This window comes from Burkholderia sp. AU33803 (assembly GCF_002223095.1).
GTDB lineage: Bacteria > Pseudomonadota > Gammaproteobacteria > Burkholderiales > Burkholderiaceae > Burkholderia.
Genome location: NZ_NKFJ01000007.1, coordinates 381,536 through 393,830 on the forward strand (window position 1 = coordinate 381,536; position 12,295 = coordinate 393,830).

The 12,295-nt window shown below is 65.3% G+C and carries 14 protein-coding genes; 7 read left to right on the forward strand and 7 right to left on the reverse strand.

What is annotated here, in order from left to right; all coding sequences use genetic code 11:
- Positions 1 to 8: 8 nt before the first annotated feature.
- Together hpnD and CFB41_RS31355 are read right to left on the reverse strand one after the other, a co-directional pair.
- A complete protein-coding gene (gene hpnD, locus CFB41_RS31345) occupies positions 9 to 857 on the reverse strand; it encodes a presqualene diphosphate synthase HpnD (protein WP_089459305.1) in 849 nt (282 codons plus the stop codon).
- A gap of 259 nt (positions 858 to 1,116) precedes the next feature.
- Positions 1,117 to 1,449 (reverse strand): hypothetical protein, encoded by a 333-nt coding sequence (locus CFB41_RS31355; RefSeq protein WP_046548815.1) that lies wholly within the window; start codon positions 1,447 to 1,449, stop codon positions 1,117 to 1,119.
- 175 nt (positions 1,450 to 1,624) lie between these two features.
- Here CFB41_RS31355 and CFB41_RS31360 point away from each other — a divergent pair, with 175 nt between their 5' ends.
- Positions 1,625 to 2,509, forward strand: coding sequence for an alpha/beta fold hydrolase (locus CFB41_RS31360; RefSeq protein WP_089459267.1), 885 nt, complete (start codon positions 1,625 to 1,627; stop codon positions 2,507 to 2,509).
- Between the two features lie 54 nt (positions 2,510 to 2,563).
- On the opposite strand, the gene CFB41_RS31365 is transcribed toward CFB41_RS31360, so the two are convergent.
- The 3 genes from CFB41_RS31365 to CFB41_RS31375 are packed head-to-tail and all read right to left on the reverse strand — an operon-like array spanning position 2,564 to position 4,486.
- Positions 2,564 to 3,502: a GGDEF domain-containing protein gene (locus CFB41_RS31365; RefSeq protein ID WP_089443728.1), complete on the reverse strand. Its 939-nt coding sequence runs from the start codon at positions 3,500 to 3,502 to the stop codon at positions 2,564 to 2,566.
- Positions 3,499 to 4,125, reverse strand: coding sequence for a chemotaxis protein CheC (locus tag CFB41_RS31370; RefSeq protein WP_039344650.1), 627 nt, complete (start codon positions 4,123 to 4,125; stop codon positions 3,499 to 3,501). The genes CFB41_RS31365 and CFB41_RS31370 overlap by 4 nt, the downstream gene beginning before the upstream one ends.
- Positions 4,118 to 4,486, reverse strand: a complete 369-nt coding sequence (locus CFB41_RS31375; protein WP_039344648.1) for a response regulator — start codon at positions 4,484 to 4,486, stop codon at positions 4,118 to 4,120. Before CFB41_RS31375 ends, CFB41_RS31370 begins: the two co-directional genes overlap by 8 nt.
- Before the next feature lie 20 nt (positions 4,487 to 4,506).
- Between CFB41_RS31375 and CFB41_RS31380 the strand changes: the two genes are divergently transcribed.
- Together CFB41_RS31380 and CFB41_RS31385 are read left to right on the forward strand one after the other, a co-directional pair.
- Positions 4,507 to 4,848, forward strand: a complete 342-nt coding sequence (locus CFB41_RS31380; protein WP_089443727.1) for a hypothetical protein — start codon at positions 4,507 to 4,509, stop codon at positions 4,846 to 4,848.
- A 108-nt stretch (positions 4,849 to 4,956) separates the two neighbouring features.
- A complete protein-coding gene (locus tag CFB41_RS31385; RefSeq protein WP_089459268.1) occupies positions 4,957 to 7,215 on the forward strand; it encodes a hybrid sensor histidine kinase/response regulator in 2,259 nt (752 codons plus the stop codon).
- Between the two features lie 52 nt (positions 7,216 to 7,267).
- Here CFB41_RS31385 and CFB41_RS31390 read toward each other — a convergent pair whose 3' ends face one another.
- The gene (locus CFB41_RS31390; protein ID WP_011353625.1) at positions 7,268 to 7,822 is read right to left on the reverse strand and encodes an NADPH-dependent FMN reductase; all 555 of its coding nucleotides are present in this window, start codon (positions 7,820 to 7,822) and stop codon (positions 7,268 to 7,270) included.
- Positions 7,823 to 8,190: 368 nt separating this feature from the next.
- Between CFB41_RS31390 and CFB41_RS31395 the strand changes: the two genes are divergently transcribed.
- Both CFB41_RS31395 and CFB41_RS31400 read left to right on the forward strand, forming a co-directional pair.
- Complete coding sequence (locus CFB41_RS31395; protein WP_011353624.1) at positions 8,191 to 8,790, forward strand: RNA polymerase factor sigma-70; 600 nt, start codon at positions 8,191 to 8,193, stop codon at positions 8,788 to 8,790.
- Positions 8,768 to 8,989, forward strand: a complete 222-nt coding sequence (locus tag CFB41_RS31400; RefSeq protein WP_089459269.1) for a zf-HC2 domain-containing protein — start codon at positions 8,768 to 8,770, stop codon at positions 8,987 to 8,989. The genes CFB41_RS31395 and CFB41_RS31400 overlap by 23 nt, the downstream gene beginning before the upstream one ends.
- Positions 8,990 to 9,123: 134 nt before the next feature.
- On the opposite strand, the gene arsC is transcribed toward CFB41_RS31400, so the two are convergent.
- Positions 9,124 to 9,483 carry an arsenate reductase (glutaredoxin) gene (gene arsC, locus CFB41_RS31405; RefSeq protein ID WP_089428722.1) on the reverse strand — a complete coding sequence of 120 codons (360 nt, stop codon included), beginning with the start codon at positions 9,481 to 9,483 and terminating at the stop codon, positions 9,124 to 9,126.
- Between the two features lie 981 nt (positions 9,484 to 10,464).
- On the opposite strand from arsC, the gene parA reads away from it, so the two are divergent.
- Complete coding sequence (gene parA / locus CFB41_RS31415; protein ID WP_011353621.1) at positions 10,465 to 11,127, forward strand: ParA family partition ATPase; 663 nt, start codon at positions 10,465 to 10,467, stop codon at positions 11,125 to 11,127.
- A gap of 23 nt (positions 11,128 to 11,150) precedes the next feature.
- On the forward strand, positions 11,151 to 12,212 hold the full coding sequence (locus CFB41_RS31420; protein WP_089459271.1) for a ParB/RepB/Spo0J family partition protein: 1,062 nt from the start codon (positions 11,151 to 11,153) through the stop codon (positions 12,210 to 12,212).
- Positions 12,213 to 12,295: the final 83 nt, after the last annotated feature.

The window sequence follows — 12,295 nt, forward strand, 5'->3', positions numbered from 1 at the left end:
CGGTCGGCTCAGAACAGCGCGTAGCGCGCGGCGATCATCAGCATGCGTGCTTTCGGCTTGCGCAGCGGCGCGCGCGGGAACGCAAAGCCGCGTGCGATCGCGGCTTCGAGGATGCAGCGATACGCGCCCGACATGATGCGCGGCGCCTTCACCTGCGCACGCGCGCAGGTGTCCATCACCGCGTCGGCCTGGCGGAAGTGCTCGAGCGCGCGCTCGACGAGCGTCGCGCACACGCGCGGCAGCGCCGGATCGCGCACGATCGTCGCCGGGTCGGTGATCGCGATGCCTTCGCGCGCGAGCAGCTCGCGCGGCAGGTAGCAACGGTTGATCGCCGCATCGTCGTCGATGTCGCGCAGGATGTTCGTCAGTTGCAGCGCGCGGCCGAGGTGATGCGACAGCTTGATCCCTTCGGCTTCCGGCATCCCGAAAATCCTCACCGACAGCCGGCCGGCCGCGCTCGCCACGCGATCGCAGAAGAGGTCGAGCGTCGGTTCGTCGGGCGCGCAGATGTCTTCGACCGCATCCATCGCCATCCCGTCGATCATCGCGTGAAAGTCGTCGCGCTGCAGGTTGAATGCACGGATCTCGCGATCGAGCGCGGCCAGGTGGCGCGGCGGGCGGCCGGCGAAGCACGCGTCGATGTCCGCGCGCCAGCGGTCGAGGCCCGCGTGGCGCTCGGCGCGCGGCAGGTCGCTGTCGGCGATGTCGTCGACCGCGCGGCAAAACGCGTAGACCTGGAACATCGCATCGCGCTGCGCAGCCGGCAGGATGCGCATCGCAAGATAGAAAGAACTGCCCGATGTGACGGCAGCGGCGTCGGTTTCTTGTTCGTCCACGACGGAATGGGAAACGGCCAAGACGAGCTCCACGGAGACACCCACGCGGGGCGATTGAAGAAGCCATGCCCGGCTGGGATGGTCAGGGTGTCAAATGCGTGCGAGATATGCGAACGATCGACACAGACAGGCACAAATTGCCGGCCGGAAGCCGGAATTGGGCGAAAGTATAGCAATCTTTGAAGTTCGATGGCGGACACGCGCCGCATGCGGCGGCAGGCCGGAAGCCGTTGGCCGGCAAGCGCGGCCGGTCCGGGCGGGCCCCGGCGCCGGCGGCGCGTCAGCCGTAGACGATGTCGCGTTGCAGGTCGAGCGCAATGAGCCCCATTTCGCGGGTGAGCTGCAGCATCGAGCGGCGTTCGAGGCGCGAGCCCATGAAGCTCGTCACGCGGCCGTCGGGCTCCGCGGTGAACTGGAATGTCGCGCCGCCCGTGCCGAACCACGCGCCCGGCACATCGGGCGATTCCTGCCAGTCGATCTGCGCGAACACGCGGGCGATGCCCGCACGCACCAGGTCGCCCGGGCCGATCGGCGGCGCGATGTCGCCGAGGTCGTCGAGCGAATAGGGGCCGGGCTTGTCCGGCCTCCGGTAGAAGAGATAGTCGACGTTCATGGGGCGCAATCGCAGGCAAAGCAACAAATTAGCGTGCTTCGCGATAAATTCAAATCGGATACGAACGAAATGTGGCCTGTACGAGACAAGAGGGACAGATCGAATCCGGTCCGGCTGGGCCTATACAGGTTCGTCTAAGATGACACCTTTCTCAAGATCTGAAGACCCGGACACCATGGAGACGAACGCAAGCGCCACCCCGCAGTCCGATCATCCCGTTTTCGTGCTCGTGCACGGCGCCTGGCACGGCGCGTGGTGCTACGCGCACGTCGCGGCCGCGCTGGCCGCGCGCGGCCACCTGTCGATCGCGCGTGACCTGCCCGCGCACGGCATCAACGCCCGCTTTCCCGCTTCCTACTTCGCGCGCCCGCTCGACAAGGACGCGTTCGGCGCCGAGCCGTCGCCGGTCGCGAACACGACGCTCGACGATTACGCGACGCAGGTGATGCAGGCGGTCGACGATGCGTACGCACTCGGCCGCGGCAAGGTCGTGCTCGTCGGGCACAGCATGGGCGGCCTCGCGATCACGGCGGCCGCCGAACGCGTGCCGGACAAGATCGCGAAGATCGTCTATCTCGCGGCCTTCATGCCCGCGTCGGGCGTGCCGGGCCTCGACTACGTGCGCGCCCCTGAAAACAAGGGTGAAATGCTCGGCCCGCTGATGCTGGCGAGCCCGCGCGTCGCCGGTGCGCTGCGCATCGATCCGCGCAGCGGCGACGCCGCCTATCGCGAGCTCGCGAAGCGCGCGCTGTACGACGACGTGCCGCAGGCCGACTTCGAGGCCGTCGCGAACCTGATGAGCTGCGACGTGCCGGCCGCGCCGTTCGCGACCGCGATCCCGACGACGGCCGCGCGCTGGGGCGCGATCGACCGTCACTACATCAAGTGCCTGCAGGATCGCGTGATCCTGCCCGCGCTGCAGCAGCGCTTCATCGACGAAGCCGACGCATTCGCGCCCGGCAACCCGACCCACGTGCACCAGCTCGACAGCAGCCATTCGCCGTTCATGTCGCAGCCGGCCGTGCTCGCCGGCGTCCTGGCCGACATCGCGAAAAGCTGAGCGCGGCGTGCGCCCAGCGCATCCGCTCCACGCACAGCGGGGCGGATGCGCTACCTATGCATACGCGACCGAGCGGTCGCGCCCGAGCCGCTTCGCGCGATAGAGCGCGGCGTCGGCCTCGTTGACGAGCACGTCGCTGGTCGGCGCGCCCGCCTTCGCACACGCGCCGCCGACGCTCGCCGTCACCGGCACGCTGACCCCCTCGGCATCGACCGGCACGCTGCCGATCGCATCGCGCACCTTGTCGGCCACGAGCATCGCCTCGTCGAGATTCGTGCATGGCAGCAGCAACGCGAATTCCTCGCCGCCGAAGCGGCCGAACGTATCCTGCGCGCGCACGATCGACGCGACGCGGCGCGCCGTCTCGCGCAGCACGGCATCGCCGGCCGCGTGCCCGAAACGGTCGTTGATCGTCTTGAAATGGTCGAGATCGAACAGCAGCACCGACAGGTCGCCGCCATAGCGCTGCCAGCGCGCGAATTCGTCGCTAAGCCGCGCCTCGAAGAAGCGCCGGTTCGCGATGCCGGTCAGGCCATCGCGATTCGCATGCTCGCGCAGCTTCGCGACCGCTTCCTCGCGCTCGCGCTGCATCACGCTCACATGCGTGACGTCCGAGATCGTCACGCACACGGCTTCGACGTCGCGGCCGCGCGTGAGCGGCATGAACGTGCAGTCCTGCTGCATGTAGTCGACGCCACCCGTGATCGGCCGGTCGTGCTCGAAGCGGAACAGGTAGGGCCGCTGCTCCCACGAGCTGAACGCGAAGCTGCCGAGCTGGAACACGCTCTCGAGCTTGCGCGACAGCCACGCGCGCGGCAGGTCGGGAAAACAGTCGAACAGGTTGCGGCCGATCACGTCCGCGGCGGGGATGCCGCTGTGGTCCTGCATGAAGCGATTCCACATCAGCACGGTCATCGCACGGTCGAGCACGAACAGGCCGAAGCCCACCCGCTCGATCACGAGGTCGCTCAGCGACGAGGTGGCGGCCGTCATAGCGCGGACAGCAACGCGTCGAGCGCGTCGCCCATCAGCCGGATCGAATCCTCGGCCATCAGCATCACGAAGTGGGCACGGAACGCGTGGTCCTCGAGCCCGAAGTTCACTTCCAGCAGCAATGCGACGCTCCAGGCCAGCTCGGTCGGCTGGAATACGTCGTCGAACGACACGTTCGCGCCGAGCAGCCCCGGCGGAAAGAACACGGGCTTGCGGCCGAGCTCGTCGAGGATCGACGCGACGCACGCGCCCATCAGCACGTTCGCGACGTCGAACACGACTTCGTCGGGGGTCGCCATCCCGCCGTACACGCCATCGCCGAACGTGCGGTCGACGACCGACATGAGCCGCGCGATGCTCGCGGTCCGGCACAACACGATCGCTTCGCCCTTGATGTCGGAACGAAAACCCTGGCGCACGGCGGTCACGTTGTCGTGAATACCCGTCATCTCGCGCAGCGCGTCACCCGCGTCGGTCGCTTTCACGACCCGCACGCGCGGCACCGACAGCTCGATGAAGTGCCCGAGCAACAACGCGAGCCGCGCGGCGGCACGGCCCATTGCGAGGTTGGCGATCTCCTGCAACGCGTCGCGTTGCTCCGCCGTGAACACCGAGTCAGGCATACAACCCATACTCCTTGAGAATGGGCAGCAATGCCTCCGACGTCACGGGCTTGGCTACGAATGCGATCGCGCCCAATTCGCGCACGCGAGCTTGCGCTTGCGGCTGAATATCGGCGGATACCACGATCACGAACGTGTTCAGATCTTCGTGGCGCAGTGTCTCCAGGACCTGATATCCGCTCATGTCGGGCATCGTCAGGTCCAGAAACATTACGGAAGCTTTGCCGTCACGATAGAGCGCCAAGGCCTCTCGACCATTCGCGGCATACGCGACTTCGACGTCCCAGCCTCCCGGCAGCGCCTTTGTCAGAAGTTTGCGAGCGAGCAGCGAATCGTCGGCAATTACAATCGGCAAAGGCATGGGGCGATGCGGTATACGGAATGGTCTCTCTCGCGTTAACGACCGCGCGGCGCACTTCTTTAGGCGCCATGCGTTCGGGTGCGGGCAACCGTCCGGCAGCCGTGCGCGGGCGCCGCGACGCAGGTGCGCGCGACGCACCGCGCGGCGAACGCCGGCGGGCGCATATATCTGTCATAGGGAAAGCAAGGCGCGATTCTCTGAGTAAACCGGAGGCGATGCAACTCGCCATTTTCAGCATTTCGAACAAAATTGGTCCAAACACGCGCCATTCCGAAAATAGCCCCGAGCATTTTCGAGATAAGCACGCAAAATTTTTCCTTGTGTACGTTTGCGCTGCCGGATTCGTCGCGTTTTCAATCTGACAATTTCCCCCTGTCGAAATCGACAGGATGACTGGCGTCCGGGGCCGTGCGGCGGCCCGTCGCAACTCGTTTATGATGGCAGGCACCTCTGCCTCACCCGCTTCCTCGATGACGTCCGACCGGCCCGCCGATTCCCACGCTCCCGCCTCCCCGCCCGCCGACGACTGGCAGGACGACGGCAACTATGCGGCCGGTGCGCCCGAGCACGATTTCGCGGTGCGTCGCATGACGCTGATCGTGCTGCTCGTCGCGGCGATCGTGCTGCCGTGCATCTACGTCGTGGTGATGGCGTACAACGACCTGAAGACGCGCGAGGCCGCCGCGAGCGACGTGACGATGCGCACGGTGCGAGTGGCCGAGGAGCACGCGCTCAAGGTGTTCGACCTGAGCGAGACGCTCGATGCGCGCATCGTCGATCTCGTGCAGGACATGGACGACGCGACCGTGCGCAACCGGGAGTCCGACATCCACGAAGCGCTGAACACGATCGGCGGCGGCTATCCGCAGGTGGCCGCCGTGTCGATCTTCGGCGCGAGCGGGATGCTGCTCGCGAACAGCCTCTACTATCCGGCGCCCTATGCGTCGATCGCGAACCGCGACGACTTCGCCGGCATCCGCGACGGCAAGGTCATCGAACACATCTCGCGGCTGATGATGGGGCCGCTCAAGCTCGAGAACATTCCCGTGTTCAACACGGGCGTCGCGCGACGCCATAGCGACGGTTCGTTCGCCGGGATGGTGTCGATCGCGTTGAAGTCGTCGTATTTCAACGCGTTCTACCGCGACCTGCTCGGCGGCGCGAGCACGCCGATGACGATGGCGCTCGCGCGCTCGGACGGCGCGGTGATCGCGTCGTATCCGCCGCCGCCGGCACTCGCGCACACCGATCGCACCGTCACGTTCGGCGACGCGCGCAACGATCCGCGCGCCGGCGTCGTGCGCGTGCGCCACGACGGCGCGAGCAGCGAGATCGTCGCGTATCGCCAGGTCGGCAGCTATCCCGTCTACGTGACGTGCGCGTACCGCACGTCGGCGATCTGGCATGAATGGTACGAACACCTGAGCGTGCTGTTCATCTCGATGTTCGCCCCGTCGGTCGCGCTGTGGTCCGTGATCTGGCTGTCGCTCAAGCGGCTGAAGGCGGAAGAGGAAGCGTGGGACCGCTGGCAGGCCGAAGCGTCGATGCGGCGCTCGATCGAATCGGCGTACCGGCAGTCGCGCAAGATGCAGGCGCTCGGCAATCTCGTCGGCAGCGTCGCGCACGACTTCAACAACCTGCTGATGATCATCTCGAGCAACGTGCAGATCGCGCGGCGGCGCGGGGTCCAGCATCTCGACAAGGAACTCGGCGCGATCGAACGCGCGCTGAAGAACGGGCAGTCGCTCACGCGCCAGCTCCTCGGTGTCGCGCGCAAGCAGCCGCTGCACAACGAAACGATCGACGTCGGGCAATGGCTCGGCACGTGCCGCGAACTGCTGAAGACATCGCTCGGTTCGAAATCGTCGCTGGTCGTCGCGATCGAGCCCGGTGTCTGGCCGATCCGCGTCGACGTCGCGGAGCTCGAGCTCGCGGTGATCAACCTCGCGGTCAACGCGCGCGACGCGATGACGACCGGCGGCCGCTTCACGGTCGGCGCGCGCAACGTGACGCTGCGTCGCGAGGACGGTTTTCCGCTCACCGGCGATTTCGTGCAGATCTCGCTCGACGATACGGGTTCGGGCATGGCGCCCGACGTGCTCGCGCGCGCGTTCGAGCCGCTGTTCACGACGAAGGCGCAGGGGATGGGGACGGGGCTCGGCCTGCCGCAGGTGTTCGCGTTCTGCGAACGCTCGGGCGGCCTCGCGACGATCGACAGCGCGGTCGGCGCCGGCACGTCGGTGCGCCTCTACCTGCCGCGCGCACGCGTCGAGGATGTCGTCGCGCGGCCGCCGGCGGTCGCGCAAGATGCGGGAGCGGGGGCGCTCGCCGGGCTGCACGTGCTGCTCGTCGAGGACAACAGCGAAGTCGCGGCCGGCACCGAAGCGCTGCTGTCGCTGCTCGGGCACCGCGTGACCTACGCGCCCACCGCCGACGACGCGTTGCGCCTGATCGAAGGCGCGGCCGCGAACGACGCGTTCGATCTCGTGATTTCGGATATCCACATGCCGGGCCGCCTGAACGGCATCGACCTCGCCGAAGCGGTCGAACAGCGGCCGGAGAAACTGCCCGTGATACTCGTCACGGGTTACGCGGAGGAGCTCGACCGCACGCGCACCGTCAACGTCCGCGTGCTGTCGAAGCCGTTCGACATCGCGCTGCTCGACGAGATCCTGCTGGGCATCCGTGAAGCGCGCGATGCACGACACGCGCGGCACACCGGCACGTGACCCGCTGCGTGCGGGCCCGCGCCGGTGCCGCCGGCGTGATCGGGCGGGGCGCTCAGGCCGACTTCAGCAAGCGCACCCAGCCCGTGTAGCGATCGACGAAGCCCTGCAGGAACTTGCGGGTGTCTTCGCTGACGATCTGGCCCTGGTCGTCGATGCGCGCCGGATCGTGCTTGATGAACATCTCGGGCTGCCCGAGCGTCTTCACGTCGAGATACGCGAGCACGTTGCGCAGGTGTTGCTGCGCGAGCGCGGTGCCCGTCGCACCCGGCGACGTGCCGAGCACGGCACCCGGCTTGCCCGACCACGAGTTGGAACCCCACGGGCGCGAGCCCCAGTCCAGCGCATTCTTCAGCACGCCCGGAATCGAGCGGTTGTATTCGGGCGTGAAGAACAGCAGCGCGTCGGCGGCCTCGATCGACTGCTTGAAGCGCTTCGCGACTTCCGGGAAATCCGCGTCGTAGTCCTGGCTGTACAGCGGCAGCTCGCCGATCTCGACGAACTCGAACGAGAAATCGGCGGGGGCGAGCGAGATCACGGCGTGTGCGAGCGCGCGGTTCCACGAAGCGCGACGCAGGCTGCCGACCACCACAGCGATGCGATAGGACATGGCATTCTCCTTCCGGTGAGTGAGGAATCGGATCAATTGCTTCCGAACGGGCGACAAAGGTCTGTTTATAGGCAAGCCAGCCCGCGAACCGCCCGACGGGGCCGTCCGGCCGACTTTCCACAAGGTTTTCCACAGAAATTGTGGATAACTCGGCCGTTATGTTCCGACATGACAGATTGCCTACTGCGAGTCGTTGCCGACCCGCGACACAGGGTTCGGCAAGCATAGCGCAGCGCGCTGGCCGGTTTCGTGAATTCGTGACGGAACATGCATTGCAGGCCGGCACCGCGCCCAGTAAGCTGCTCGCACTGCGATGTGCGTGCCCTGTGGCGCACGCGCGATCGCTTCGAGACACTTGCAACCCATCCATGCCGTCCGCCTACGACGATCCCGTTTATCTCGCGCAACTGCGGCGCGATCTGCTGCGCTTCGCGCGGCTCCAGCTCCGTGACGCCGATGCGGCCGAAGACGCCGTGCAGGAAGCGCTCACCGCCGCGTGGTCGCATGCGGGCGATTTCGCCGGGCTGTCGGCGCACAAGACCTGGGTGTTCGGCATCCTGCGCAACAAGCTGATCGACGTGCTGCGCGCGCGGCAGCGGACGGTGAGCCTGTCCGCGCTCGATGCCGAGCTCGACGGCGAATCGGTACTCGATCGCGAGCTATTCAAGGAAAACGGGCACTGGGCCGCGCATGCGAAACCGCGACCGTGGCCCCGCCCCGAAACGCTGTTGCAGCAGCAGCAGTTCTGGACGCTGTTCGAGGCGTGCCTCGACCACCTGCCGGAGCAGATCGGGCGCGTGTTCATGATGCGCGAATTCCTCGACTTCGAAATGACGGACATCTGCAGCGAATTGACGTTGACGACGAATCATTGCAGCGTGCTGCTTTACCGGGCGCGCACGCGCCTGCGAACCTGCCTGAGTGAACAAGGATTGACGACCGAAGATGCTGCCGGGGAAATGTACTGACGTGACGCGATTGCTGTCGGATGCGCTCGACCGGCATCTGACCCTGCATGAGCGCCTGCAGGTGCGCATACACTTGCCGACCTGCAGTGGCTGCAGAGCCTACCGCGGGCAGATCGCACTGCTGCGGACGGCCGCGAAAGCGGCGGCGGGGCGGGGGCCTTCCCCGGATGATGACGGTGCGGTGTCCGGGGAAGGCTAGGCGCGGATCGCGTGACGGCAAGTGTCAGGGCGGTGCTGGCATGCTGCCCGGCGCTCGCGCTGGTTTCGATTGCCGACGCTCTTGCTGGTGCTTGCGCTGGGCTGACGCAATCAGAAAAATACGGCGGGCAAGAATTATTCGAACAGTGCCTGCACCGATTCGGGCGGCCGGCCGATAGCGGCCTTGCCGCGGTAAACGACGATGGGTCGTTGCAACAGAATCGGATGAGCGGCAATTGCCGCATAGGCTTCCGCATCGGTCAGATCGGCGCGGGCCAGATTCAGCGCCTTGTACGGCTCCTCACCGTCGCGCAGCATGTCGCGAACCGGGCGGCCAAGCTGCCGATGCAGCGCTTCCAGTTCCTCGACCGTCGGCGGCGTCTTCAGGTACTCGACAACATTCAACGGCGCACCGGTGGTATTCAGCGACTCGACCAGCGCAAGCGTCTCGCGCGACTTCGAGCATCGGGGGTTGTGGTAGATCGTGATCATCATTCAGGCCTGAAGGGTAGAGCCCTGTATTGTAGCCAGTCTGAATTGGGGGGCTTGGTGGGGCGGACGACGAGGAATCGGGAGATCGGGCACGGATTCGCAGCTTCGTAGACGCCGACGGATGATGCGGTGTGATGGATCGCGAAAGGGGAGTGCTGGTCGGGACGCGCTTCAATGAATTGGTGGGTTTATGCGCATAAAGGCGCGTAGGACTCTATCGCGGGATGGTGATCAGAGGTCCACGCGCCTGGCCGATACGATGGGGTTCGGTCTGCGAAGCGTGTAGCCGGTGGTGCCGCCGGCCGGTTGGTTTATGCGCATAAAGCGGGCGACTGGCGGGCACGGGGATCTCGCGATTCGCGGCGCGGCGAATGCAGACGCTTCAGCGCTTCGGTGGGATGCCTGCCTTCGGTGGGATTGAAGCGTCGGTACGCTGCCTCGCAGGTTGGCCGCCCAGCACTGGATTTCGGCGCGGCCGGGAGGTGGCCTTCGTTACTCGCCGTCTATCGCTCGCGGTTTATGCGCATAAACGCGGTGCCTCGATAGCGCGTTCGGGCGACTCATGCAGGTCAAGTGGCATATCTCGATGCGCCCATACCCAGCCAGGATGTACCACTCACAACCAAGATCAGAAGCGCCTACCTTCCCGGCACGATCACGCGCCACGCTTTCCGCGGAGAGTTTATGCGCACAAACTCTGCGGCCCTCAGCCGGGGCTTACCCCCTCGAACGATAGGGCAGCGCACTGCGACACGCGCGGCAACTCGCCACTCACACCGACGTCACCGCACGCAATGCCACCGACTCGCTCACCGACTTCCTAGGCATCCGCTGCACCATCCGATCGAGTCATCTTCCATCGTCGCTTCGTTTATGCGCATAAACCGATAGTCCAAACGGCCAATGCGTAGTTGTTGAACGACAATTTCATTGAAATCCAAATATCGTCCTGTAGAATTCCAACGACCAAAATAGGAGTGAAAATTGGCCGCGGAAATCATTGCAGTCACTCAACAAAAAGGTGGCGTCGGCAAAAGCACGATTGCCATGCACCTCGGTGCCGCGTTCCATGAAAAAGGGAAGCGCGTCCTCGTCATCGACGCAGACCGTCAAAACACGCTGGTTCACTGGTCGAGCGCATCCGGCGACAGCGACACCGGCATTCCGTTTCCGGTCGTCAACCTGGCCGAAGCCGATGGCCAGATCCATCGCGAGATCAAGAAGTTCATCAACGACTACGACATCATCGTCGTGGACTGCCCGCCGTCGATCACCGAGAAGGTATCGGGCGTGGTCCTGCTCGCCGCATCGATTGCCGTGATCCCGACGTCGTCGTCGCCGGCCGATTACTGGTCGAGCGTCGGGCTGGTCAAACTGATCCAGCAAGCGCAGGTCATGAACGAAGACCTCCGCGCCGTCTTCCTGCTGAACAAGACCGAAGAGAAGCGCATGCTGACCCGCGAGCTCAAGCGTGCGCTGGAGGAACTCGGCTTCCCGTTGCTGAAAACGCAGATCCCGACCCGGGAGGCGTACAAGCAGGCGATGGCGCTCGGTCAGACCGTACTGCAGATGAACGATCGTGGCGGCAAGCTGGCCGCCGCAGAAATTCGCGCATGCGCCGACGAAATCGTCGCCATGCTGCCCTGACTTTATGCGCACAAAGGAGTCACATGAAACCCTCCCAATTTGCCAAAGGATTCCAAGCGCGCCCGGATATCACGACGAGCGAGAAGCGCACGGCGCTTGATCGACTCAATGCGATCGACGGCATCGTCAAGTCCGAGACCCCCACTCCGGCACCGACCAAATCCGCGAAGAAAGACGTCGCACCATCGCCCGCTCCCGAACTCACGCTCGATTCGTCGATCGATGAATCGGCGCAATATCGCGCGTGGCGTCTCGAGAATCGCTATGCGCCGGGGCAGGTGATCGAACTGCCGCTGAAGGCGATCAAGCATAGCCCGTTCAATCCGCGGCACTTCTATCTGAAGTCGTCGATTGCCGAACTCGCCGTCAACCTCGCCAAGCAAGGACAGCAGCAGGCGATCCACGTGATTCCGGACTACGAGAACCCGGGCACGTATTTCGTCAGCGACGGCGGCCGCCGCGTGCGGGCCCTGAAGGAAGCGAACAAGGAATCGGTCAAGGCGATCGTGATCGACGTGCCGATCGGCATCCAGAGCTACAAGCTCGGCTACGATCTCAACGTCCAGCGCGATTCACAAACGGTGTTCGACAACGCCGTCGTGTGGCGCCGTTTCCTCGACGACAAGCATTTCCAGAGCCAGAAGGAGCTCTCCGAGCACCTCGGCCTCGACGAATCGACGGTGGCCGTCGCGCTGTCGATCGGCAAGCTGCCGGAAGCGATCATGCAGGAAATGGTCGCCCGCCCCGATCGCTTCGGTTCGAACATGGCGTATCAGGTCGGCCGCTATCACAATGCGCGCGGCACCGAGGCGACGCTGCGGCTGATCAACAAGATCGTGTCCGACGATCTCAGCACGCGTCAGGTGTCGGACATCGTCAAGGGCCGCGTCGCGGCGCAGGAAACGCCGAAGGCCGCGGGCCGCCAGCGCTATGCGCAACGTCTCGAGATCAAGCTTGGCGGCAAGTCGGTCGGCGACCTGAAGTCGTATGGTGAAGATCGCATCGAATTGCGCCTGCGCGGTCTCCCGAAGGACAAGCGCGACGCGATCCTCGAGCAGCTCGAGCGGATGCTGTTGTCGGAGTGATGGAAACGGCCGGCAGGGCCTGGTGAGGACGCCGGGCCCGCCATCGAGGGCGGGGCCGGCGGCGGCCCGTCAGCGGGCCCGAG

Bases quoted from the DNA above. Each gene is read 5' to 3' on its own strand.
- CFB41_RS31355 (WP_046548815.1), bottom strand. From the start codon at position 1,449: ATGAACGTCGACTATCTCTTCTACCGGAGGCCGGACAAGCCCGGCCCC.
- CFB41_RS31385 (WP_089459268.1), top strand. From the start codon at position 4,957: ATGACGTCCGACCGGCCCGCCGATTCCCACGCTCCCGCCTCCCCGCCC.
- CFB41_RS31400 (WP_089459269.1), top strand. From the start codon at position 8,768: ATGCTGCCGGGGAAATGTACTGACGTGACGCGATTGCTGTCGGATGCG.
- CFB41_RS31375 (WP_039344648.1), bottom strand. From the start codon at position 4,486: ATGCCTTTGCCGATTGTAATTGCCGACGATTCGCTGCTCGCTCGCAAA.
- CFB41_RS31420 (WP_089459271.1), top strand. From the start codon at position 11,151: ATGAAACCCTCCCAATTTGCCAAAGGATTCCAAGCGCGCCCGGATATC.
- CFB41_RS31370 (WP_039344650.1), bottom strand. From the start codon at position 4,125: ATGCCTGACTCGGTGTTCACGGCGGAGCAACGCGACGCGTTGCAGGAG.
- CFB41_RS31365 (WP_089443728.1), bottom strand. From the start codon at position 3,502: ATGACGGCCGCCACCTCGTCGCTGAGCGACCTCGTGATCGAGCGGGTG.
- CFB41_RS31380 (WP_089443727.1), top strand. From the start codon at position 4,507: ATGGTCTCTCTCGCGTTAACGACCGCGCGGCGCACTTCTTTAGGCGCC.
- CFB41_RS31395 (WP_011353624.1), top strand. From the start codon at position 8,191: ATGCCGTCCGCCTACGACGATCCCGTTTATCTCGCGCAACTGCGGCGC.
- CFB41_RS31360 (WP_089459267.1), top strand. From the start codon at position 1,625: ATGGAGACGAACGCAAGCGCCACCCCGCAGTCCGATCATCCCGTTTTC.
- CFB41_RS31390 (WP_011353625.1), bottom strand. From the start codon at position 7,822: ATGTCCTATCGCATCGCTGTGGTGGTCGGCAGCCTGCGTCGCGCTTCG.
- arsC (WP_089428722.1), bottom strand. From the start codon at position 9,483: ATGATGATCACGATCTACCACAACCCCCGATGCTCGAAGTCGCGCGAG.